The sequence below is a fragment of the Flavisolibacter nicotianae genome (genome assembly GCF_003628535.1).
Classification (GTDB): Bacteria; Bacteroidota; Bacteroidia; order Chitinophagales; family Chitinophagaceae; genus Flavisolibacter; species Flavisolibacter nicotianae.
Genome location: NZ_RBCI01000008.1, coordinates 180,196 through 201,754 on the forward strand (window position 1 = coordinate 180,196; position 21,559 = coordinate 201,754).

At 49.9% G+C, this 21,559-nt stretch carries 19 protein-coding genes and 1 tRNA gene; 9 read left to right on the top strand and 11 right to left on the bottom strand.

From position 1 onward, the window contains the following. Nucleotides 1-171: 171 nt before the first annotated feature. The 3 genes from D6024_RS19085 to D6024_RS19095 all read left to right on the top strand — a co-directional run bounded on the left by D6024_RS19085 (nt 172) and on the right by D6024_RS19095 (nt 7,215). Entirely contained in the window at nt 172-2,514 is a 2,343-nt protein-coding gene (locus tag D6024_RS19085; protein ID WP_121356349.1) for a GH92 family glycosyl hydrolase, read from the top strand. A 126-nt stretch (nt 2,515-2,640) separates the two neighbouring features. After that, on the top strand, nt 2,641-5,373 hold the full coding sequence (locus D6024_RS19090; RefSeq protein ID WP_162944880.1) for a TonB-dependent receptor: 2,733 nt from the start codon (nt 2,641-2,643) through the stop codon (nt 5,371-5,373). Between the two features lie 513 nt (nt 5,374-5,886). Further along, entirely contained in the window at nt 5,887-7,215 is a 1,329-nt protein-coding gene (locus D6024_RS19095) for a DEAD/DEAH box helicase (RefSeq protein ID WP_121356351.1), read from the top strand. 225 nt (nt 7,216-7,440) lie between these two features. On the opposite strand, the gene D6024_RS19100 is transcribed toward D6024_RS19095, so the two are convergent. Further along, entirely contained in the window at nt 7,441-7,749 is a 309-nt protein-coding gene (locus D6024_RS19100) for an RNA recognition motif domain-containing protein (protein ID WP_121356352.1), read from the bottom strand. Between the two features lie 296 nt (nt 7,750-8,045). Between D6024_RS19100 and D6024_RS19105 the strand changes: the two genes are divergently transcribed. After that, nucleotides 8,046-8,318, top strand: a complete 273-nt coding sequence (locus D6024_RS19105) for a short-chain dehydrogenase (protein ID WP_121356353.1) — start codon at nt 8,046-8,048, stop codon at nt 8,316-8,318. Between the two features lie 773 nt (nt 8,319-9,091). Here D6024_RS19105 and D6024_RS19115 read toward each other — a convergent pair. The 4 genes from D6024_RS19115 to D6024_RS19130 all read right to left on the bottom strand — a co-directional run bounded on the left by D6024_RS19115 (nt 9,092) and on the right by D6024_RS19130 (nt 11,061). Then, nucleotides 9,092-9,164: transfer RNA gene (locus D6024_RS19115), tRNA-Lys, on the bottom strand. 74 nt (nt 9,165-9,238) lie between these two features. After that, on the bottom strand, nt 9,239-10,183 hold the full coding sequence (plsX, locus tag D6024_RS19120) for a phosphate acyltransferase PlsX (RefSeq protein ID WP_121356355.1): 945 nt from the start codon (nt 10,181-10,183) through the stop codon (nt 9,239-9,241). A 73-nt stretch (nt 10,184-10,256) separates the two neighbouring features. Further along, the gene (gene rpmF / locus D6024_RS19125; protein ID WP_121356356.1) at nt 10,257-10,448 is read right to left on the bottom strand and encodes a 50S ribosomal protein L32; all 192 of its coding nucleotides are present in this window, start codon (nt 10,446-10,448) and stop codon (nt 10,257-10,259) included. Between the two features lie 67 nt (nt 10,449-10,515). Continuing rightward, nucleotides 10,516-11,061: a YceD family protein gene (locus tag D6024_RS19130; protein ID WP_121356357.1), complete on the bottom strand. Its 546-nt coding sequence runs from the start codon at nt 11,059-11,061 to the stop codon at nt 10,516-10,518. Nucleotides 11,062-11,153: 92 nt separating this feature from the next. Between D6024_RS19130 and D6024_RS19135 the strand changes: the two genes are divergently transcribed. Next, nucleotides 11,154-12,248 (top strand): DUF3810 domain-containing protein, encoded by a 1,095-nt coding sequence (locus D6024_RS19135; protein ID WP_121356358.1) that lies wholly within the window; start codon nt 11,154-11,156, stop codon nt 12,246-12,248. 40 nt (nt 12,249-12,288) lie between these two features. Continuing rightward, nucleotides 12,289-12,747 carry a TspO/MBR family protein gene (locus tag D6024_RS19140; RefSeq protein ID WP_162944881.1) on the top strand — a complete coding sequence of 153 codons (459 nt, stop codon included), beginning with the start codon at nt 12,289-12,291 and terminating at the stop codon, nt 12,745-12,747. Between the two features lie 46 nt (nt 12,748-12,793). On the opposite strand, the gene D6024_RS19145 is transcribed toward D6024_RS19140, so the two are convergent. From D6024_RS19145 to D6024_RS19155, 3 genes are read right to left on the bottom strand one after another with little or no spacing between them, the layout of a single operon-like run. Next, nucleotides 12,794-13,255 carry a DinB family protein gene (locus D6024_RS19145; protein ID WP_162944882.1) on the bottom strand — a complete coding sequence of 154 codons (462 nt, stop codon included), beginning with the start codon at nt 13,253-13,255 and terminating at the stop codon, nt 12,794-12,796. A 57-nt stretch (nt 13,256-13,312) separates the two neighbouring features. Continuing rightward, a complete protein-coding gene (locus tag D6024_RS19150; protein ID WP_205573323.1) occupies nt 13,313-13,801 on the bottom strand; it encodes a DUF1573 domain-containing protein in 489 nt (162 codons plus the stop codon). Beyond that, the gene (locus D6024_RS19155; protein ID WP_121356361.1) at nt 13,798-14,229 is read right to left on the bottom strand and encodes a DUF1573 domain-containing protein; all 432 of its coding nucleotides are present in this window, start codon (nt 14,227-14,229) and stop codon (nt 13,798-13,800) included. Before D6024_RS19155 ends, D6024_RS19150 begins: the two co-directional genes overlap by 4 nt. A 195-nt stretch (nt 14,230-14,424) precedes the next feature. Here D6024_RS19155 and D6024_RS19160 point away from each other — a divergent pair, with 195 nt between their 5' ends. From D6024_RS19160 to D6024_RS19170, 3 genes are read left to right on the top strand one after another with little or no spacing between them, the layout of a single operon-like run. Beyond that, nucleotides 14,425-16,815, top strand: coding sequence for an alpha-ketoacid dehydrogenase subunit alpha/beta (locus D6024_RS19160; protein WP_121356362.1), 2,391 nt, complete (start codon nt 14,425-14,427; stop codon nt 16,813-16,815). 12 nt (nt 16,816-16,827) lie between these two features. Next, nucleotides 16,828-17,442: a trimeric intracellular cation channel family protein gene (locus tag D6024_RS19165; protein ID WP_121356363.1), complete on the top strand. Its 615-nt coding sequence runs from the start codon at nt 16,828-16,830 to the stop codon at nt 17,440-17,442. Nucleotides 17,443-17,447: 5 nt separating this feature from the next. Next, a complete protein-coding gene (locus tag D6024_RS19170; RefSeq protein WP_121356364.1) occupies nt 17,448-18,233 on the top strand; it encodes a PhzF family phenazine biosynthesis protein in 786 nt (261 codons plus the stop codon). Between the two features lie 189 nt (nt 18,234-18,422). On the opposite strand, the gene D6024_RS19175 is transcribed toward D6024_RS19170, so the two are convergent. The 3 genes from D6024_RS19175 to D6024_RS19185 form a co-directional block, all read right to left on the bottom strand. Continuing rightward, nucleotides 18,423-18,839 (bottom strand): thiol-disulfide oxidoreductase DCC family protein, encoded by a 417-nt coding sequence (locus D6024_RS19175; RefSeq protein ID WP_121356442.1) that lies wholly within the window; start codon nt 18,837-18,839, stop codon nt 18,423-18,425. A gap of 82 nt (nt 18,840-18,921) precedes the next feature. After that, nucleotides 18,922-19,644: a YebC/PmpR family DNA-binding transcriptional regulator gene (locus tag D6024_RS19180; protein ID WP_121356365.1), complete on the bottom strand. Its 723-nt coding sequence runs from the start codon at nt 19,642-19,644 to the stop codon at nt 18,922-18,924. A gap of 181 nt (nt 19,645-19,825) precedes the next feature. Further along, a complete protein-coding gene (locus D6024_RS19185; RefSeq protein ID WP_121356366.1) occupies nt 19,826-21,475 on the bottom strand; it encodes an amino acid permease in 1,650 nt (549 codons plus the stop codon). Between the last annotated feature and the right edge of the window lie 84 nt (nt 21,476-21,559).

Here is a 21,559-nt window from a genome sequence, read left to right on the forward strand (position 1 = left end):
CCCCATTGGAAGAGTTGAATTTGTACCCGGGTTTTGCATTGCATGCAGAACAGGGTCAATTCAACTCTTCTGCTTTTATCGAATAGGGGACCGGTGATTGAAACCGTGTGTTGATAAAGTTTCGCGGAAGCGATTGGCGAAACAACGAAATTTACGTCCGTGAAAAAAAATATGAAAAAGATCTTTCTCGCAGCCATTGCCGCTGCCGGATTTGGAACTGCGCCTGCGCAGATGGTTCAAAAAGTTGTTGACCCGGTGGAGTGGATCAACCCCCTGATGGGAACTGATTCGAAACCCAGTTTGTCAAACGGGAATACCTATCCTGCGATTTGTGTGCCCTGGGGCATGAACTTCTGGACGCCGCAAACCGGCCAGATGGGCAACGGCTGGGCCTATACGTACGGATCGGACAAGATCAGGGGATTCAAGCAAACGCACCAGCCCTCCCCGTGGATGAACGACTACGGGCAGTTTTCCATTATGCCGGTAACGGGCAAACTGCGCTTTCGCGAAGCCGAAAGGGCCAGTTGGTTTTCGCACAAGGCGGAAGTGGCCAAGCCTTACTACTACAGCGTTTACCTGGCCGACCATGACGTAACCACCGAGATCACTCCCACGGAACGGGCCGCCCAATTCCGGTTTACCTTTCCCAAGTCCGACAGTTCGTTCCTGGTGATCGATGCCTTTGACAAAGGCTCGTATGTCAAGATCCTTCCGCAGGAAAAAAAGATCATCGGCTATACCACCCGCAACAGCGGCGGTGTGCCCCAGAATTTCAAAAACTATTTTGTTATTTCTATTGACAAGCCCTTTGCCATCGCCAGTGGCTGGCACGACAGCACCCTGACGAAAGGCGTGTTGGAAACAACCGCCGACCACGCCGGCGCTGTCATCGGGTTTAAAACAAGCAAAGGAGAAAAGATCGCCCTGCGGGTAGCCTCCTCGTTCATCAGTTACGAACAGGCCGAACGCAACCTGGCTAGCGAGATCGGAAAAGACGGTTTTGACGCAACCTGCGCCAAGGCAAAAGCAGCCTGGAACAAGCAACTCAGCAAGCTCCTGGTGGAAGGCGGCACGGTTGACCAGGTGCGGACGTTTTATTCCTGCCTCTACCGCACCCTTCAGTTCCCGCAAAAGCATTATGAAATCGACGGGCAGGGCAAAGCCGTTCATTACAGCCCCTACAACGGGCAGGTGCTGCCCGGCTACCTCTTTGCTGGCACCGGCTTTTGGGACACCTTCCGGGCCCTTTATCCCTTCCTCAACTTTCTGTATCCCTCCATCAACCGCGAAATGCAGGAAGGGCTGGTGAACGACTACAAGGAAGGCGGTTTTCTGCCTGAATGGTCAAGCCCCGGTTTTCGCAACGTGATGGTGGGAAACAACTCGGCTTCTGTGGTGGCCGATGCCTACATCAAGGGCCTGCGGGGCTACGACATCAATACGCTTTACGAAGCACTGAAACACGGTGCCAACAACGAAGGCCCCCTGACCGCCGTGGGCCGTAAAGGCGTGGCGTATTACAATGAGCTGGGCTATGTGCCCTATGATGTGAACATCAATGAAAATGCGGCCCGCACGCTGGAATATGCCTACGATGATTTTACCATTTCCCAACTGGGAAAAGCGCTGGGAAAACCCAAAGCGGAAATCGAGCTGTACGAAAAGCGGTCGCAGAACTATCGCAACCTTTTTGATGCACAGACTAAGCTGATGCGGGGCAGGAACAAGGACGGCCAGTTCCAGTCGCCCTTCAATCCCTTCAAATGGGGCGATGCCTTTACCGAAGGCAACAGCTGGCATTATAGCTGGAGCGTTTTTCACGACATCGAGGGATTGAAAAAGCTGATGGGTGGAGGCGATATGTTTGTACGGATGCTGGACTCCGTTTTCTCCATGCCGCCGGTTTACGACGAAAGCTATTACCGTGGTGTGATCCACGAGATCCGCGAAATGCAGATCATGAACATGGGCCAATATGCCCACGGCAACCAGCCCATCCAGCACATGATCTACCTGTACAACTATGCCGGCCAGCCCTGGAAAACACAGTACTGGATCCGGGAGGCCATGAGCCGCCTTTACAAGCCAACCGTCGATGGCTACTGCGGTGACGAAGACAACGGGCAAACATCGGCCTGGTACGTGTTCTCGGCCATGGGCTTTTACCCGGTTTGTCCCGCCACAACGCAATACGTGTTAGGCACGCCGCTGTTCCAGAAGATCACCGTGTCGCTCGACAACGGGAAAAAGCTGGTGATCAACGCGGCAGGCAACAGCGAGACGAATAAGTACGTGCAGGCGGTCAATTTGAACGGCAAAGCGCAGGACAGGAACTGGCTGGATCATTTTGACCTGCAAAAAGGCGGCACACTCAATTTTACGATGGGTGCGCAGCCAAACAAAAGCCGTGGCACATCCGCCACAGCTTATCCCTATTCGTTTTCAACCGAAAAATCACCAGGGCTACCCTCATCGGCGCAAACGCCTGCAGCCGGTAAAAAAGCGCAATAGGACGTGCGGCTAACCGCGAAACAGCCACAGGCAAAACCTGTTGTTGGCTGCGCAATGTTATTTATCATTAAAATTTCGCGTAGGCAGGACAGTGGTTTTAGCCGGGTCGTCTATATTTCCGGTGAAATGAGACAATTGCTCCCTTTGCTGTTTTTTCTTCTTGGCTTCACCGCACGGGGCCAGGAAAGATGGAACATCAAAGGGAGTGTTGTTGATACCAGTGGCCAGCCCCTAAGCGGCGTTTCGATAAAGCTGCTGCAGGGGCATGACAGCGCGTTTTCCCTGACATCGCAAAAAGGCGAGTTTTCTTTCACGGGGCAAAAGACCGATTCGTTTACGATTGTCGCGACGTATACCGGTTTGCAAACCGTTCAGCAATCGTACAGGAGCAACAGCGGTTCATTTTTCCAGCTCGCCCCGATTGTTCTTTTGCCTTTCTCGCAATCGATGGACAATATCGTGATCCGTTCCGTGCGGCCGGTTACCTTAAAAGAAGACACGGTGCAGTTCAATGCGGATGCCTACAAAGTGAGAGACGGCGCTCCTGTGGAAGATGTCATTAAGAAACTGCCGGGAGTGACGGTAGACAAGGACGGCAACATTGAATCGGCCGGCAAGAAAGTGGCCCGGGTTCGCATCAACGGCAAGGATTTTTTTGGCGGCGACGTGCAAACCGCTACGCAGAACATCCCGGCCGAACTGATTCAAAGCATCCAGGTCATTGACGATTACGGCGACCAGGCAAATATCACGGGAATAAAAAGCGGCGAGCCGGAGAAAGTCATCAATATTATCACCAAGCAAAACCGCAACAAGGGTGCCTTTGGAAACAGCACGATTGCCGCTGGCGACAAAGGTCGCTATGCGGGAAACATCTTTGTTAACCGCTTTGACGAAGAGCAGCAAATATCGCTGCTGGGTGCCGTCAATAACACGAATGCCAACCTGTTCAACTTCAATGGCGGTGGCCGTGGCGGTGGTGCCCGCGGCGCCAATTTCGGCAGCGAAAACAGGGCAGGGGGCGGCGGCTCCGGCATTACCCTGTCCCGTTCCGTTGGACTCAATTTCAGGGATAAGTGGGGAAAGAAACTGTCGGTCTATGGCAGTTATAGTTTTTCTGCTCGCCAGACCTCGATCGTTTCATCCGTTTTTTCGCAGGACATCAACCCCCTGAATATTCGCACCACCCAGCGGGAAAGTGTCAGCCAAAACAGCAGTCAAAATCACCGGTTGACCTGGAACATGGAATATTCCCCGGACTCGTTCAACTATTTTAAAATTTCACCTTATCTCTCGCAGAGCCGTTCGGATAATGAAAGCCGGAGTCATTCCGGGATCAACCGCCACCAGTACTATACGCTGAACGAGAACCACAGTACGGTCAACAGCAACTCGCCCAATGCCGGTGGCAATTTGCTCTATAACCACAAGTTTGGCAGGCGTGGCCGCAATTTCAGTGCGAACCTGGCACTGGATTATTCAGGCAACGATGCCGGCCGTTTTTCCAACAGTTCGTACCACAACATTGACTCGGCTTCCACGCCTTTGTCTATCCGCGACACGCTGCAAATCCAACAAATCAATACCGCTACCACGAACCGGCGCACCAATTTGCGCTTTTCGTACACGGAGCCCCTGAATGCATCCGGGACAACCGTTCTCGAACTGAATTACGAATGGAACAAATCGGCAACCGAGAGCATTAAAGAAGTCAGCGACCTGCTGGATTCCGTGAGCAAAACCGGTGTTTTCAATGACCGGCAGAGCAATCATTACCGCTACCAGTTTACCACCAACCGGCGCGGGATCAGCCTCAAAGGACGGAATGAAAAATACAATTACAGCATCGGGATCCAATCGCAGCCAAACCGCCTGACCGGCAACACCGTGGGAAAAAATCAATCGACGGCCTACCGCAACAGCAACTGGATTCCGGAAGCACGCTTTGTTTACAATTTTGCCCGCAACAACACGTTTACGGCAACCATGGACGGCTGGGCACGGGAACCCAATTTTGTGCAGCTGCAACCCGTTGCCGACAGTTCCAGTCTCAATAATATTGTGCTCGGTAACCCGAACCTGACGAACGAATTAACCAACCGCGTTTCACTGCAATACCACAAGTTTGACCCAAAGGTGGGCAGCAGCCTCTTTCTGAATTTCTCGTATGATAAAACCAGCGACAAGATTGTCAGTAACCGGATCAACAACAGTACCGGTACGGGACGAACGACCACTTTCCTGAACACGGATGGTTTTTTCGGCTATAACGGCAATGCTTCTTTTACCCAACCTTTTGCCAACCGTAAATACACGGCCGGCATCAACATGGCTGCCAGTTACGACAACAATATCTCCTACACCGACGGGCTGAAAAACAAAGGCCGAAACTGGAGTGTACGGTCCGGCGTCAACTTCCGTGTTGACCTGGAAAACAAGGTCGATGTCACCCTGCGGGCTGATTATACCACTTACCAGACAACAACCCGTTATGCCGCCTTTACCAATGACACCCGTGCACAATCGCTCAACCTGGGCGTCAGCGGAAAAAATTATTTTGGTGATCTTGCTGTCGGCTACGATTTTTCGCAGCTGGTGAATTATGGATTCAGCAGCAGTGTAAACAGCAATCCGGCTATCTTGAATCTGTATACCGAATACCGGATGCTAAAGGGGAAAAAACTAACGCTTCGCTTGCAGGGCTTTGATCTTTTCAATAAAAACATCGGCATTACAAGAAGCGTGAACGAAACCACGATCACGGACAGTCGCACCACGCGACTGGCCCGGTATTTCCTTTTTTCGGTCAACCTGCGTATGTCGCGGTTTGCCGGGGCAGTGAAGTCAGGAAGAGGGTAGTACAGTTGCCAAAAGATTCCACTACATGTGCAGATGAATTACCTATGAATCTCAAGAATACTTAACTCAAACTTCTTCCTTCTGGGTTTGCGACAACAGGTTTCGATGTTTTAAAATCTATTTTTAAAGTATTTCGCATTTCTTAATGAAATTTATTTCTCAGGAAAATCTTCAATTTTCACCACATCTCTATGTTTTTATTCCACTGTATTCAAGTTCATGCAACTCTTGAATGCCTATAACTGAATTTTATTTCATTTGCTGTTATTACGGATTTCTCTTCCTCGTAAAGCTTCAAAGCTTCTCTATATTTATTTTGAAACAATTACGAATGAACAAATACATTTTTGGTCAGTATTTGAGAGACATCTAATAAAATTGCTTTTCTCGCTGCTTCTGCTCCTTTCTATTTTAATGCAAACATTAAATACAACGCAGTGAGTTCAAAGAAGGGACGAAGGGCCTCGCTTCGTCCCCCAGATTGCAAGGGAAGCGAAACCTGTATCTTTGTTGATGTCTAAAAGTCAATTCTCCCCGGAATTCGTCCTCGCGAATTTGAATATAGAGGCCCTTAATGAAATGCAGGCCGTTACATTACAGGCCACTTCCCAACACAACAATATTGTTCTTCTTTCTCCTACCGGCTCGGGAAAAACCCTGGCTTACCTGCTGCCTGCCCTTCGTGGTATGGATCGTTCCATTTCAAAAACGCAGGTGCTGGTTGTTGTGCCATCCCGGGAACTGGCCTTGCAGATAGAGCAGGTGTTCAAAGCAATGGGTACAGGCTTTAAAATAACCTGTTGCTATGGGGGACATAAACGGGAGATTGAAGAAAACAACCTCGTTCAACCCCCGGCTTTGATTGTGGGCACACCCGGCAGAATAGGCGATCACCTGCGCCGGGGAAATATAAAAGCTGATGCGATTCACACCCTTGTGCTTGATGAATTTGATAAATCACTTGAACTCGGCTTCCAGGAGGAGATGGCTTTTATTGTTAACTCCTTGCCTTCTGTTAAGAAAAGGATACTGACATCGGCAACCGAAGCTGCAGACATACCCGCATTCATCGGTGCCACGGATGCCGAAACGCTGAATTTTTTACCGGAAGGAGGCGCGCCGTCCCAGGCCCTCCAGATTCAAAAACTGCATTCACCGGAAAAAGACAAAATTGAAACGTTGTTCCGGTTGCTTTGCCATTTAGGAAACCGGTCTGCCGTTATTTTTTGCAACCACCGCGAAGCAGTGGAAAGAACAAGCAAACTGCTGGCGGAAAAAAGTATCATCAACACGTTTTATCACGGCGCTATGGAACAGCGGGACAGGGAAGTCGCGCTGGCCAAATTCAGAAATGGCAGTGTGAATACGTTGGTCACCACCGATCTGGCAGCCCGTGGACTGGACATTCCCAATATCCGGTATATTATTCATTATCACCTGCCCGATAAACAGGAAACATTTACCCATCGCAATGGAAGAACGGCAAGGATGACCGCCAGCGGAACGGCGATCCTGATTCTAAACGATGAAGAAAAAGTCCCGGCGTATATAACCCAGCCGGTAGAAGAAATTCAATTACCCGATGCGGCCCTTCTGCCTGAAAAGCCGAAATGGACGACACTCTTCATTGGCGCCGGCAAAAAAGACAAGGTAAATAAAGTAGACATCGTCGGGTTTTTGTCGAACCGCGGTGAATTGAAAAAAGAAGACATCGGGCTTATCGAAGTCAAGGATTTCTTTTCGTTTGTGGCCGTTCGAAAAACAAAAGCAAGCCATGTGTTGCATCTGGTAAAGGAGCAAAAGATAAAAAATAAAAAGGTGCGTATCGACATCGCCAAATAAGGCGGAGGTGGGCGTCGCCATTTGATTAGTCTGCGACACGCCGATGAAGTAATTGCATTATTAAGCTGCACAGGAACCTGAAAAATCGATCGGGAATGGGATCGTGATTGGGCGAGAAGTGCTGTTTCTTTGTCCTCCAGCAGCGAATAAATCGTATGCGGGTGGCTATAAATACAAAAGACCTAAAAACTTAGGTCTTTTGTCCGTTTTACCGTGAAAAATGTATCAGTATTTTTTTGTGTAACCGCTATTGTTGCTGCGGAACGGGCTAAAACTTGAAGAAGTCTTGTTTTCTTTGGGTTTGGCTTCCATCACCTTCACTGTCCTGCCTTCTACGGAAGCCTGGTCCAATTCGGCTATCGCTTTTTTGGCTGCTGAATCATCCGACATTTCAACAAAACCAAATCCGCGGGAACGGTTGGTCTCTCTGTCCATAATGATTTTTGCTGAGGTAACTTCTCCATAAGGAGTGAAAAATTCGCGTAAGTCTTCATCCTGTACGTTGAAGCTTAAATTGGAAACATAAATGTTCATGATCTGAAAAATAAAAAATAAAAAATGTTGAGAAGGCAAGAAGTAAGAGACGAACTACGATGCAGATAAAGCAGAATAATAAGTGATTACTGATGCGAGGCTCAAATTAGCCCGGTGAAGATAGGGTTTCTTCTTATATCCATTGCCAAAACTTTCATAAAGAACGTTTGTTCTTTATTCGTTCAGGTGATTAAGGTTACCTTTCGGGAATTCCAATGAGCTTTCAGCAAACAGTCTAATCATTTCCCAAATTTTATACTGCTCGCTTTCGTCTCAGGTCGCATTAAACATACATAATGAGCATAGAAGATATTCAAAAGTTCCTTGACAACAAGACTTCGGCAGGTAATGAGTACGTTAAGATAACCTTCAAGAAACGGAATCCGGTTTATGGTCTGTTTATCAGGGAGCATAGAGATTACGGAGATTTAAAATCAAAGAATTTCTGGCGCATTGTGCCGGAAAGCCAATTTGATGCTTATCACCAATCGAAAAATGTCGGCCTTGCTAAGATTTTCCAGGGCTCTGACTTTTCCAGGCTAACCTTGAGCAAGAACATTGTTGAATAAACATTGCAGCCAAACTGACCGCGGCCTGTTTACTCATGATCTAAACAAAATCCATGTACATGCAAACGTGGATTAAATCCTTGCCTGTCATTAGGATTCTTTTAAAAAGAGCGATCCCTGAAGATCAAACGTTTCAATTGAAACGCACCGGACTTTCAAAAGTCAGCTGCCGTTCGCAAAAGCGGTCATAAGTTTACCATTGGGTTTCGTAATGGCAAGGCCGACAGCAGCATTGGTTTGCCCGCGATCGCAAAAAATCTTTCTGCCGTTCTTTTGTTTGATCCCGCAGCGAACGAATTACGCAGGCAGAACGAGTACACGATTAGCTTTGAAGCAAAATGCCAACTGGCCCAAGGAAGGGTACAGTTCTTTTCCACGAAGCAGCAAGTCCCGCGGTTGAAAACCTTGCGGAATAACACTCCGGAAAACACAGCCCAAACGAATACCGTTCTTTCGAAGAAGGCATCGTCTCTTACTTATGGAACGTAGAATGATGAGCCTAAACTTTATTTTTTCGAATTTAAGCAGTCGCATTTGGGGCCAACGCTTCGTGATTCTTTTTTCGGCTTAGGGGAACACTCCTTTCGCAGAAGTGGCCCGGAATATTCACCGCTGCATAGTGGTCGTATTGTGATGGGGTAATGCCTCTGCACGCAATCAACGATTGCTTTGATGAAAAACAGTCCAGTACTGTCAACTGGAGGGAAAAACTGTTTCCTGCTAAAACAGCGAAGCCTTCCGGTTGTTAACCTGGAAGGCTTCGCTGTTTTTTGTGAACCCGCTGGGACTCGAACCCAGGGCCCATACATTAAAAGTGTATTGCTCTACCAACTGAGCTACGAGTTCATCCCGTTTTGTGATTGGGAGTGCAAAAATAAGGGGCGTGTTTATTGCTGCCAAACTTTTGCACAGATATTTTTTTAATTAATCAATTCCGTTTGGAGTTTCTGCATCATCTCCGTTTCGATCATCTTTTCGGCCAGCACGATCATATTCTTGAACGCCTTTCCCTTGGAAATGCCATGGCCGATAATCACCGGCTTTGAAATCCCCAGTACGGCCGTTCCGCCGACATTCTCAAAATTAAAACGTTCAAAATATTCGTGGTTGATCTGTTTGCGGTGTGTGATTTCAAACAGACTCTCGGCCATTTTTAAAATGATATTGCCCGTGAAGCCATCACACACAATCACATCGGCTTTGTCGATCAGGAGGTCCCTGCCTTCCACATTCCCCACGAAGTCGATGTGCCGGTTTTCTTTCAGCAGGGGATAGGTTGCCTGTGCCAGCAGGTTGCCCTTCCCTTCCTCCTCACCAATGTTCATCAGTGCCACCCGCGGGTTGTCGATACCCAGGATGGTTTGTGCATACACGGATCCCATGATGGCAAACTGGTTCAGGTGCTCGGGCTTGCAGTCGGAGTTCAGTCCCACATCGAGCAGCAGGCCGGTGCTGCCATTTTCTTTTGGGATGATGGTGGAGATCGTGGGCCGCAACACACCTTCCAGCGCCTTCAGCGAATACAAAGCACCAACCAGCATGGCACCGGTGTTGCCGGCACTGATAAAGGCATCGGTGCGGCCCCGTGCCAGCAGACCAAAGCCAACGGCGATGGACGACTGTTGCTTTTCTTTCAGCGCTTTGGTTGGCGATTCGTGCATATCAATTACCTGCGATGCATGCACGACTGTATACGTCCCTTCGGGGAGCGGGTATTGAAGAAGCAACGGCGTAATCTTTTCTTCGTCACCAATCAAAACCACGTGTGCCGGGCTGTCTGTCTTTTCTGCAAAATATTCCTGTATGCCTTTAATAGCTTCGAGGGGAGCAAAATCGCCACCCATCATGTCAATGCCTATCTTCATGTTGGCCCAAAAATAAAAAATCCATTATCCCGCCGGTATGGGGGAGAATGGATGGTGCAAAAATCTTTTTTGCTTACTTGATCGGAGACGTTTCTGCAACGACCTGTCCTTTGTAGTACAGTTTTCCTTCGCTCACATGTGCGCGGTGACGAACATGGATCTCGCCGGTCGTCTTATCCGTAGAAAGCGTAGCCGCTACTGCTTTGTAGTGGGTTCTGCGCTTGGCACTTCTTTGTTGCGAATGTCTGCGTTTCGGATTTGGCATAACTCAGTTATTTAAATTCTACGTGTTTTGTTGTTTATATTCGCCGCTGTCGGCTGAAAGCCGATGGCTAATCTTCCAGGTTTTTAAATTTATCCAGTCCCTTCCACAAGGGATTGTCTTTTTCTTCCCCGGCCTGCCGCATCTTGTTCAGCACTTCGCGGGCTGCCGGATTACAGTAGGGGCCGTCCATGTTTTCGTACTCACATTCCTTTTGCGTCGGTATGCTCAGGTTGATGAATTCGTAAACCATGGGGGCGACATTCAGGTGACTTTCACCACGGGAAATGTAGTACACGTCCGGATCTTCTTCCGTCTCGTTCATTTCTTCGGGGTTCTCCACAACTTTCACCGTCACCGTAAAGTCTTCGAACAGGTTCATGGGAAGGTTGGAATTGCAACGGTCGCACACCACTTTTACCGTGCCGCCTACCTGGAAACGCAACAGCATGAAACCGGTCGTTTTTTCCAGCAAAAGCTTCACCGTGGCGTTGCAGTCCCAAAAATCCTGTTCGCCGTAATCTTCAAAGAAACTGTTGGTAATCTCGTAATTGAACTCGTGAACACCCGGCTTAAGACCCACAAATGCAATCTCAAATTCACGCCTGCTGCTCATGACATTCGTTTTAAGAGTGTGCGAAGGTAAAGGAAAACGCCTGAAATGCATTATTTTGAGCAAAGAATTTAACGAATTGCCCTGCAAAACCCATGTTCAAAGCCCTCTTTCGTGACCGATACCTGATCCTGTTGCTGCTGGTCGCTGTCCTCCTTCGACTCTTTGCCCTGGACCAAAGTGGGGTGGAACGAATTTACACCGTTGGCGTTTACCCGGTGCTGTCGCGGATCTTCCGGGCAGTTTTTGGCTGGGTCCCATTCAGTGTTGGCGATGTCGTTTATTTTCTCGCCTTTGCCTGGCTGGTCTGGAAAACCTGGAAATTGGTGCTGGTGCTAAAACACAGGCGGGGAAGCAACCTTCTCTCCTGGGAGCTTTTTCGCAAATACCTGAAGCTCTCGCTGTTGGTCTATATCGTGTTTATGTCGTTGTGGGGGATGAACTACTACCGGCAGGGGCTCCCCGCACAACTGGGTTTGAAAGTAGAGCACTATTCTGTGCAGGACCTGTTCGACGTAACAATGGTCCTGCAGCAGCGGCTAAACAGTTTTGCCGAAAAAGTAGACTCCGTACAGCGGCTGACCTTTAACCAAAACGATTTTTTGTTCCGAAGAGGTGAGGAAGCCTATCAAACGGCTCAGCGGCAGTATCCTTTCCTGGCCTATCGCCAGCCTTCGCTGAAGCCTTCGCTTTATACACCGGTGGGACATTGGTTTGGCTTTACGGGATACTACAATCCGTTTACCGCGGAGGCGCAACTGCGTACGACCATCCCGGTTTTCCTGAAGCCCTTTGTTATCTCGCATGAAATGGCGCACCAGTTGGGCTATGCCAAGGAGAATGAAGCCAGTTTTGTGGCCTACCTTACCTGCAAGGCCTCGGCCGACGTCAACTTTCTTTATTCGGCCTATTTCGAGCTTTACCGGGATGCGATATTTGAATGCCGGCTGACGCCGAACAAGGAGATCACGGAGCCGCTCCGCCGCAACATCCATCCCCGTGTACGGATCGATGCACACGACCTGCAGCTTTACCTGCTGCGCAATAAAAACTTCGTCGAACCATTTATGAGCGGCTTTTACGACCGCTACCTCAAATTCAATAACCAGCCCAAGGGAACGGCGACATACGACGAAGTCATTGCCTACCTGATTGCCTACATGAAAAAATATGGGAAGGATGCGATCTAACCGGCTTTAGCTTTGTTGAAAAGGTGGTATGAAAAATTGGATGAAGCTTGTTATCAGTTTGGTGCTACCCCTGGCCGTTGGCGGCATTGCCGGCCTGTTTACGACCTCCGAAATCAGCGGATGGTTTCAAACCATCCGAAAACCGGCATGGCAGCCGCCCAACTGGGTGTTTGGCCCTGTTTGGACAGGGCTTTATATCCTGATGGGGATTGCGTTTTACCTGGTCTGGAAAAGCCCGGCACCGGCCAAAACAAAACGAATGGCCGTCACACTGTGGATTATCCAACTGGTATTTAATTTTTTTTGGTCGTTCATCTTTTTCAAAAAACATCAGATCGATTGGGCGCTGGGAGAGATCGTCATCCTCTGGTTTTTCATCCTGCTTACCATCCTGTCCTTTGGTCGCGTCAGCAAGCCGGCGGCCTGGCTAATGGTGCCTTATATCAGTTGGGTGACGTTTGCCACTCTCCTGACCCTGAACATCTACCAATTGAACTGAGGCCAGGTAATGCATAGGGACGATTTGATTTTTACCAACGCCAAACTCATTTATTCCATTCCCACAGGCCCCATTTCAGGGTGTCGGGTAACGGGTAACCGCTTTGTTTCAGCGTCAGCAAAATTGCGCCGCGGTGATGCGATTCGTGGGAAATGAGGTACGAGATAAAAGGGAGTAAGCCCGCTTTGAACGAGGGAAGCCTGCCATCCTTTTCCCAACTGGTATGAATAACGTCTGCAATCTTTTCTGCTGATCTGACAAAGGCTTGTGAAAGCGAGGAGAGGGTTAGCGCGGCGTCTTTGGGAAGAAGGAGGGATTTCTGGTAAATCGGCCTGGCCACGTGCTCAGTCCAGCTGATGCGAACATTTTGCATGTGCGCCAACTGTGCGCCCACTGTGCGGCTCCTGGCTGTAAGTGACACTGCCAGTTGTGCTTCGGTGAGGTGTTGCAGCAACAACAAATTTTTGGCGTTGTTGGTTTGCCATGCCTGCAGCAGCTGTTCTTTCATGGCGAAAGGTTTGGACAAAAAAATCCCCCGCATCGGCGGGGGACAGCTTGTTTTTTATTATGACTTTTTGGTCTTCGTTTTCACCTTGGTCACTGTTTTCGCATTGGCGTCGGCAGCCGGTGTCGAAACCTTTGTTTCAGTGGTGGCTGCTGTTGCAAGACCTGATGCGTTGGCATCAACCACCTCGCCGGTGATCGTTACGACTTTGGGTTCGTTAACGCCGGCCAGTTTAATGTTCACGACCTTGTCAAAATGACCCATAGAAGCCGCATTGTACCCAACCTTCAGCTTGGACGTGCCACCCGGGGCAATCGGCTCTTTCGAAAACTCGGGAGTGGTGCAACCGCAACCCGCCCAGGCGTTCTCAATCACTACGGGCTTGTCGGTGGTATTGGTAATCGTAAAAAACGTCGTTACCGGTACACCTTGCTTGATTTTGCCGAAATCGTATTTGTCGGCGCTGACTTTGATAACGTCATCTGCTTTTTGTGCCATTGCGCTGAGGCCTGCCACAAAAGCCACAGCTAAGAAGAGGAGCTTTTTCATTGCATTTGTTGTTTTAAAAAGTTGATAGAAGCATTGGAAGGAGCAGAGCCGGCAGGTGCCCGCCATACCTCTCCTTTTATTCGGATGAGTTTTGTGCTGTTTCCGTTGTATGTGACGGTCACTACTTTTTCAAAAGGACCTTCGGCAGCGGCATTGTACCCCACCCGGATCTTATCGGCTCCGCCGGCCGGGATCGGGTCTTTGCTCCATTCGGGGGTGGTACAGCCACAACTGGCCTGTACGTTATCGAGCTTAAGCGGAATGGCGCCCTTGTTGGCAATCTGGAAGACGTGGTACACCGGTTTTCCCTGTGGGATGGTGCCGAAGTTGTATTCCTGTTCCTTCACTTCCAACGCCTCGGTGGCCGTTTGTGCATGACCGGCAAAGGCGCAGGTCATCAAAACAAAGAGGGTAAAAAGCTGTTTCATTTTTCAGGGTTGTGCTCAAAAATAGCAGAAAGATTTTTGATCTGAAAGAGGCGGCGACAATTTAGCTTTTTTTAACGGTGGAGGCACGCTGTACGGCCCGGAGTACAGAAAAGAGAGGTGCCCGGCCGGTGGCAGCAAAGGCCTGGTTTTTTGGCATTTCCTTAGCAACAAAACCCGAACCCCTATTTTTGCGCCATGGAAAATTTCACGGAAGGAAGCCGGTCGTTGGAGCAACTGTCCTTTGATCATTTTCGCACCGAAGTGTTGTACGATTACCGTATGGCGTGTGTCAGCCGCGAGGCCAGCCTGCTGGGGCGGAAAGAAGTGCTGACCGGTAAGGCCAAGTTTGGCATTTTCGGCGACGGGAAAGAGGTGGCGCAGGTGGCCATGGCCAAATTCTTCCAGCCGGGTGATTTCCGTGCAGGCTATTACCGCGATCAGACCTTTGCTTTTGCTATCGGGCAGGCAACCGTGCAGCAGTTCTTTTCCCAGCTTTATGCCGACCCCGACGTGAACAACGACCCTTTTAGCGCCGGCCGTCAAATGAGCTCGCATTTTGCTACCGCTTTTGTCGACGAAAACGGCGAATGGCTGCCCCTGACGGAACGCAAAAACATCAGCGCCGACATTGCTCCCACAGCGGGACAGATGCCCCGCAGCCTGGGTTTGGCCTTTGCCTCGAAAACCTTCCGGAACGTCGAAAGCCTGAAACAGTTTACCCACCTTTCCGATAACGGCAACGAAGTTTGTTTTGTGACCATCGGTGATGCCTCCACGTCGGAAGGGCATTTCTGGGAAACGATCAATGCGGCCGGTGTGCTGCAGGTGCCGCTTGCGGTTTTCGTGTGGGACGATGGCTACGGCATCTCGGTTCCGAAAAAATACCAAACCACCAAAGCCTCTATTTCCGATGCGCTGGCCGGCTTTCAAAAAGAAGACGGAACCAACGGATTCAACATTTATAAAGTAAAAGGCTGGGATTACGCCAGCCTTTGCGAGACCTTCGAGGAAGGCGTACGCTTGGCCCGCGAAACCCATACGCCGGTGCTGTTTCATGTAGAAGAAATCACGCAGCCGCAGGGTCACTCCACCTCCGGCAGCCATGAGCGTTATAAAACGGCCGACCGCCTGCAGTGGGAACGCGAATGGGACTGCATCCGCAAGATGCGGGAATGGATCCTGTCAAATGCACTGGCAGTGGAAGAAGAACTGGAAGAACTGGAAGCCGAGGCCAAACGCCATGTCCGGGATGGCCGCACGGCAGCCTGGAACGATTACCTTCAGCCGATCAAGACCCAGGTAGAAAAGGCCGTAGAACTGCTGAACGATGTGGCGTCGAAGGCGGATGGTTTTTCCAACGAGTTGCAGCCGCTGATCAACGAACTTTCTTCTCTCCGCGAGCCCCTGCGGCGGGATATCATGCGGACGCTTCACACCGCGCTGGCAATTGTTGGGCAAAACGAAGCTGCTTTCTGGCTTAATGATTTTTACAAGGAGCTGCAGCAGCAAGCCCGGAACCTGTATAATACCTATCTGTATAACGAAGGACCCAAAAGTGCATTGAAAGTGCCGGAAGTAAAAGTGCGTTTTGCTGCCGACGCACCCACCGTCAATGGTTTTGAGGTGATCAACCACTATTTTGACGAGCTCTTCACGGCCAATCCCAAGGTCGTTGCCTTTGGCGAAGACCTTGGCAATATCGGCGACGTCAACCAGGGTTTTGCCGGTCTGCAGGCTAAACACGGCGAAAACCGCATTTTCGATACCGGCATCCGCGAACTGACCATCATGGGACAGGGCATCGGCCTGGCCGTACGCGGCCTGCGGCCCATTGCCGAAATCCAGTACCTGGATTACCTGCTTTATGGCCTGGAGCCACTCAGCGACGATGCGGCCACACTGCATTACCGGACCAACGGGCAGCAAAGTTGCCCGATCATTGTTCGAACAAGAGGTCACCGGCTCGAAGGCATCTGGCACAGCGGATCCCCCATGGGGATGGTGATCAACTCGCTTCGCGGCATGTGGGTCTGCGTACCCCGCAGCATGACGCAGGCTGTTGGCATGTACAATACCTTGTTGCGCAGCAACGACCCGGGCATTGTCATCGAAAGCCTCAACGGCTACCGCCTGAAGGAAAAACTACCGGCCAACCTGCTCGACTTCACCGTTCCGCTGGGTGTACCGGAAGTAGTTAAAGAAGGCCGGGATGTGACGGTGGTAAGCTACGGCTCTACGCTTCGCATTGTCGTTGAAGCGGCGCAGGCCCTTGAGAAGCAGGGAATTTCCTGCGAAGTGGTGGATGTGCAAACCTTGCTGCCCTTTGACCTGCACCATAAAATTCTTGACTCCCTGAAGAAGACCAGCCGCATTTTATTTGTAGATGAGGACGTGCCGGGTGGCGCCACCGCTTACATGTTTCAACAGGTGATGGAAGGGCAGGGCGGTTACCGCTACCTGGATGCAGTGCCGCGAACCCTGACCGCCAAAGCGCACCGTCCGCCCTATGGCAGCGACGGCGACTATTTCAGCAAGCCGAATGCGGAAGAAATCAAGACCGTCATCCGGCAAATGATGGCAGAATAAAAACTTGCCGGCATGTACTCAGGCTTTTTGAATTTGATCGACATACTGGGCACATTTGCATTTGCAGTCAGCGGTGTTTTTTCGGCGATGGAACGAAAACTGGACATCTTTGGCATCCTGATCATTTCGTTTGTGACCGCAATTGGCGGCGGCACCATCCGGGACATCCTGGTGGGCAATCTGCCGGTAAACTGGCTGCACAACGATACGGCCATTTGGGTGATTTTGGCTTCCGCTCTTCTTACCATGGTTTTTGGCTCCTACTTCAAACACCTGAATACGTTCCTTTTTCTTTTTGATGCACTGGGATTGGGCTTGTTCACTATCGTTGGGCTGGAAATTGGCCTGAGGAAGGGCTTTGGCGCTGGCATTTGTATTGCGCTGGGCACCATCTCGGCCTGCTTTGGCGGCGTGCTGCGGGATGTGCTGCTGAACAAAGTGCCGCTCATTTTCCAGAAGGAAATCTATGCGCTGGCCTGCATCCTCGGCGGCATTGCCTATTTTATGCTGAAGCGCACGGCGATCAACGGCGATGTGGTTACGGGGCTTTGCATCTTTCTGATCTTTTCTATCCGTATCATTGCCGTGAAATTCCATTTATCGCTGCCGCAGATCACCGTAAAATAAACCGCATGACGCTCCCCATTTACCAGGTTGATGCCTTTGCCGAATCTGTTTTCAAAGGAAACCCCGCTGCCATTGTTCCACTGGAAGATTGGCTGGACGATGCACTGATGCAGCAGATCGCGATGGAGAATAATTTAAGCGAGACCGCCTACTTTGTAAAGACGGATTCCGGTTATCATATTCGCTGGTTTACGCCGGAATACGAAATCGACCTTTGCGGTCATGCGACGCTGGCTTCTGCCTATGTGATCAAAAATTTCCTGGAACCGCACGTGGCCGAAATCCATTTCACCACGCAAAAAGCCGGTGTGCTGAAAGCCGCCGCCAAAGACGGGATGTACACATTGGATTTCCCGTCCCGCCTGCCAGAAGCCTGTGCCATTCCAGACAAACTATTACCCAGCTTAGGCATCGGCAATGCAGTGGAAGTGCTTCGATCACGGGATTATTTTGTGGTCTTGCCCAATGAGGAGGCGGTGCGGAATTGCGAACCGGATTATACACTGATGAAGGAACTCGACACGATTGGCGTGATCGTAACAGCCAGAGGACACGAGGCCGACGTGGTGTCGCGTTGCTTTTACCCCGGTGCCGGCATTCCCGAAGATCCCGTAACGGGTTCAGCACATTGCAACATCGTTCCTTACTGGAGCGAAAAGCTGGGCAAGACAAAACTGTTCTGCCAGCAGCTATCGGCCCGCGGCGGTGATTTGCATTGCGAACTGGCAGGAGACAGGGTACTGATGAGTGGAAAATGCGCTTTGTTCCTGCAAGGGGAAATCACCCTTTAGTCGTCGGTATTCATGTTATGAGACCAGCCCGCTGTTGCAAGATCAGCCTTTGGATGCGAAACTTGAAGGGCTTTTATATTATTAGCGCTGGTGCAGGCGGTGAAAAGTAGTTGAATGGAAGATTTTCCAAGGCACTTGGGACTCCATTTTGATCGTTGGTTTTGACGTGATGGCGGGTGATCCTGCCGCTTAAAGATAACGGCTTTGCATACCGGGAGCGGGCAGCATACAGGTCTTCTTTTTTCCAAACCATTTATAACGGTTTCTTGCAATGAAATTGTAAACCCCATCACGGATAAACGGTGGAACAATCCGGAACGCCTGTGTCCACTGCCAATACCAGGGTAGGTTGCTGCCAACACGCAAGGCTGCTGTCGAACGCCTGTACACTTTTCCGTTGTCCACCAAAATAAATGTGTCAAGGTTTTCTTTCGACAAACCGTATTGTGCCAGTAAAGCCTGACCGGCTTCCGACTGCAGCGCTGCAAAGCGGAAACGCTTTTTCTTATCCTGTTTGAGAAGGAAGTTCACCGTGCCGTTGCAAAAGTTGCAAACACCATCAAATAAGATTACGGGCTGCTGTTGAACTGCGTTTGTCGATGGCATGAAAAAAGCATCCAAATTCCTGGATGCTTCAAAATTATGACTGGAATGGACAGTCATCGAAAAACTGTCATTCGTATGCTCATCAGGCCAGGTTGTGAAAGACCTTCTGCACGTCTTCGTCCTGCTCCAGCTTGTCCACCAGTTTCAGCACTTCTTCTGCCTGTTCTTCCGAAAGTGATACTGTAGTGGTAGGAATCCATTCTACCTCGGCGCTTAGTGTTGCCAGGCCTTTTTCTTCCAGTGCTTTTTGCATGGCGCCAAAGTCGGTAAAGGCGCAACGCAAGACCAGTACGTCTTCACCATTTTCGCCGGTGCCTTCGCCCATTTCTTCCAGGCCGTGATCGATCAGCTCGAATTCCAGTTCTTCCGTATTCAAGCCTTCGGGATTCAATTTAAACGTTCCCATTTTTTTAAACTGAAAGGCCACGCTGCCGCTATTGCCCAACGCACCGCCGCCTTTGTTGAAAATTGATTTCACGTTGGCTACAGTACGGACATGGTTATCGGTGGCTGTTTCCACCAGTACCGCTACGCCGTGCGGGGCATAGCCTTCGTACAGGATTTCTTCGTAATCGGACGTATCCTTGCCCTGTGAACGCTTGATGGCGGCTTCCACGCGGTCCTTGGGCATGTTCACGCTTTTGGCGTTTTGCATGGCACGCCGGAGGGCCGGGTTGGTTGCCGGGTCGGGACCACCCGCTTTTACAGCGATCACGATTTCTTTGCCGACACGGGTAAACTGTTTGGCCATCCGGTCCCACCGGGCAAACATGGTACTTTTTCTAACTTCAAATATGCGACCCATAAAAAGTTTACGATTTGATGTTTGTCGTTTGATGTTAAATGTACGTTTTGCGCTTCGGTACCATTGCCTGGTAACCTCTCGCCGCTGTTCAATACGTACACTCAAGAGGCGCAAATGTACTATTATGGCGCAAAAAAAAGCAGCTCACCGGAGGAGCTGCTTTTTTCATATGGCGTTTTGTTTATTTTTTAGTCAGCTTCATCGCATACAGTACGGCATGAATCGCCGCGAAAATCAGAGAGAAATAAAACAAACCGGTATCTGAATCGTCAGCTTTCACCAGCGAGTGGTGAATAAAAGCGACTGCCGCCAGAAGCACAACCAGCACAAGACCGGTGCTCCCGATGATACGGTTGCTTCTGCCAAACGATGCCTTATCACCGCCGGAAAGCACACTTTTATGCATGCCGTACCAGGCATAGATATCAAAACCGATGATCATCCATACCAACAACCGGATCCAGGTATCCAGGGGCAAGAATACCATCATGAATAAACAGGTAAAGATGCCAAGGATTGGGATCAACGGCACCAGTGGTGTTTTGAACGCCCTGGGAATGTTGGGTTCATTTTTCCGTAACACCATCACGCCGATACAAACCAAAATGAAAGCAAACAGGGTACCGATGCTCGTCATTTCACCCACCACTCTTGCCGGAACAAAAGCAGCGAATAAACTAACAAACAGCATGAACATAAAATTGCTTTTAAATGGCGTTCTGAATTTCGGGTGAACATCAGAAAAGACCTTTGGCAACAAACCATCCCGGCTCATGCTATAGAATACCCGGCTTTGCCCCATCAGCATCACCAGGATAACCGACGAGTATCCGGCTAAAATCGCCACAATGATGGCTCGGTTCAACCAGGGATAATCCGGCGTGATCGTTCCGGCTGCAGTAGGCGTTCCCATGTGATCAATGGCTACGGCGACAGGGGCGATGCCGTCCTGTCCTTTGAACGACGTGTAATTCGTGACACCCGTCATCACGTGGGCAAACAAAATATAAAGCACCGTGCAAATCGCCAGGGAGCCTAAAATTCCCCAGGGCATATCCCTTTTTGGGTTTTTTGCTTCCTGCGCTGCCGTGCTCACGGCGTCAAAACCGATATAGGCAAAGAACACAATGGCCGCTGCCCGGATGATGCCACTAAAGCCATATTCGCCAAACGTGCCTGTATTGTCCGGGATGTACGGCTTGTAATTGTCGTTGTTGATGTATTTCCAGCCTAAGAAAATAAAGACCAATACTACCGCCACTTTCAGTGTAACGATAATCGCATTCACATACGCACTCTCTTTTGTTCCTTTTATAAGAAGTAAACTAACCAGGATCACGATAAAAACAGCAGGTAAGTTGATTATCCCTCCGTCCCAGGGGCCCGTGGCAATGGCGGCGGGAAGGTGGATATCAAAGCCTTCCAAAAACTTTACCAGGTAACGGCTCCAGCTAATGCTAACCGTTGCGGCTCCCACCGCATATTCCAATACTAGGTCCCAGCCGATGATCCATGCAATGAATTCGCCCATCGTTGCATAACTATACGTATACGCACTTCCGGCTACCGGGATCATGGACGCAAATTCGGCATAACACAAACCTGCAAAAGCACAGCCCAGGGCAGCAACGACAAAAGAAATGGTAATGGCAGGGCCGGCCTGGTTGGCGGCAGCACCGCCGGTAATGGAAAATAAACCCGCACCAATAATGGCACCAATTCCCAAAGCAATCAATCCGCCGACGCCAAGTGTTTTCTTGAGAGAGTGACCACCTTCATCTTGCGCTTCAGCCATCAAGCCGGCGATAGGTTTCTTTACAAATAAACTCATAAATGTGAATTAGAATTTAGTTTTTTAAGCTCGTAAAATAAAGGAATAAATTAATTGCCTCTTCAATTCTTTGTATGATGAGTC

Excerpts from the sequence above, each read along its gene's own strand:
- D6024_RS19180 (WP_121356365.1), bottom strand. The coding sequence starts at position 19,644 with ATGGGTCGCATATTTGAAGTTAGAAAAAGTACCATGTTTGCCCGGTGG.
- D6024_RS19105 (WP_121356353.1), top strand. The coding sequence starts at position 8,046 with ATGAGCATAGAAGATATTCAAAAGTTCCTTGACAACAAGACTTCGGCA.
- D6024_RS19085 (WP_121356349.1), top strand. The coding sequence starts at position 172 with ATGAAAAAGATCTTTCTCGCAGCCATTGCCGCTGCCGGATTTGGAACT.
- D6024_RS19165 (WP_121356363.1), top strand. The coding sequence starts at position 16,828 with ATGTACTCAGGCTTTTTGAATTTGATCGACATACTGGGCACATTTGCA.
- D6024_RS19090 (WP_162944880.1), top strand. The coding sequence starts at position 2,641 with ATGAGACAATTGCTCCCTTTGCTGTTTTTTCTTCTTGGCTTCACCGCA.
- D6024_RS19150 (WP_205573323.1), bottom strand. The coding sequence starts at position 13,801 with ATGAAAAAGCTCCTCTTCTTAGCTGTGGCTTTTGTGGCAGGCCTCAGC.
- D6024_RS19170 (WP_121356364.1), top strand. The coding sequence starts at position 17,448 with ATGACGCTCCCCATTTACCAGGTTGATGCCTTTGCCGAATCTGTTTTC.
- D6024_RS19160 (WP_121356362.1), top strand. The coding sequence starts at position 14,425 with ATGGAAAATTTCACGGAAGGAAGCCGGTCGTTGGAGCAACTGTCCTTT.
- D6024_RS19140 (WP_162944881.1), top strand. The coding sequence starts at position 12,289 with ATGAAGCTTGTTATCAGTTTGGTGCTACCCCTGGCCGTTGGCGGCATT.
- D6024_RS19155 (WP_121356361.1), bottom strand. The coding sequence starts at position 14,229 with ATGAAACAGCTTTTTACCCTCTTTGTTTTGATGACCTGCGCCTTTGCC.
- D6024_RS19095 (WP_121356351.1), top strand. The coding sequence starts at position 5,887 with ATGTCTAAAAGTCAATTCTCCCCGGAATTCGTCCTCGCGAATTTGAAT.
- D6024_RS19135 (WP_121356358.1), top strand. The coding sequence starts at position 11,154 with ATGTTCAAAGCCCTCTTTCGTGACCGATACCTGATCCTGTTGCTGCTG.
- plsX (WP_121356355.1), bottom strand. The coding sequence starts at position 10,183 with ATGAAGATAGGCATTGACATGATGGGTGGCGATTTTGCTCCCCTCGAA.
- D6024_RS19185 (WP_121356366.1), bottom strand. The coding sequence starts at position 21,475 with ATGAGTTTATTTGTAAAGAAACCTATCGCCGGCTTGATGGCTGAAGCG.
- D6024_RS19130 (WP_121356357.1), bottom strand. The coding sequence starts at position 11,061 with ATGAGCAGCAGGCGTGAATTTGAGATTGCATTTGTGGGTCTTAAGCCG.
- D6024_RS19145 (WP_162944882.1), bottom strand. The coding sequence starts at position 13,255 with ATGAAAGAACAGCTGCTGCAGGCATGGCAAACCAACAACGCCAAAAAT.
- D6024_RS19100 (WP_121356352.1), bottom strand. The coding sequence starts at position 7,749 with ATGAACATTTATGTTTCCAATTTAAGCTTCAACGTACAGGATGAAGAC.
- rpmF (WP_121356356.1), bottom strand. The coding sequence starts at position 10,448 with ATGCCAAATCCGAAACGCAGACATTCGCAACAAAGAAGTGCCAAGCGC.
- D6024_RS19175 (WP_121356442.1), bottom strand. The coding sequence starts at position 18,839 with ATGCCATCGACAAACGCAGTTCAACAGCAGCCCGTAATCTTATTTGAT.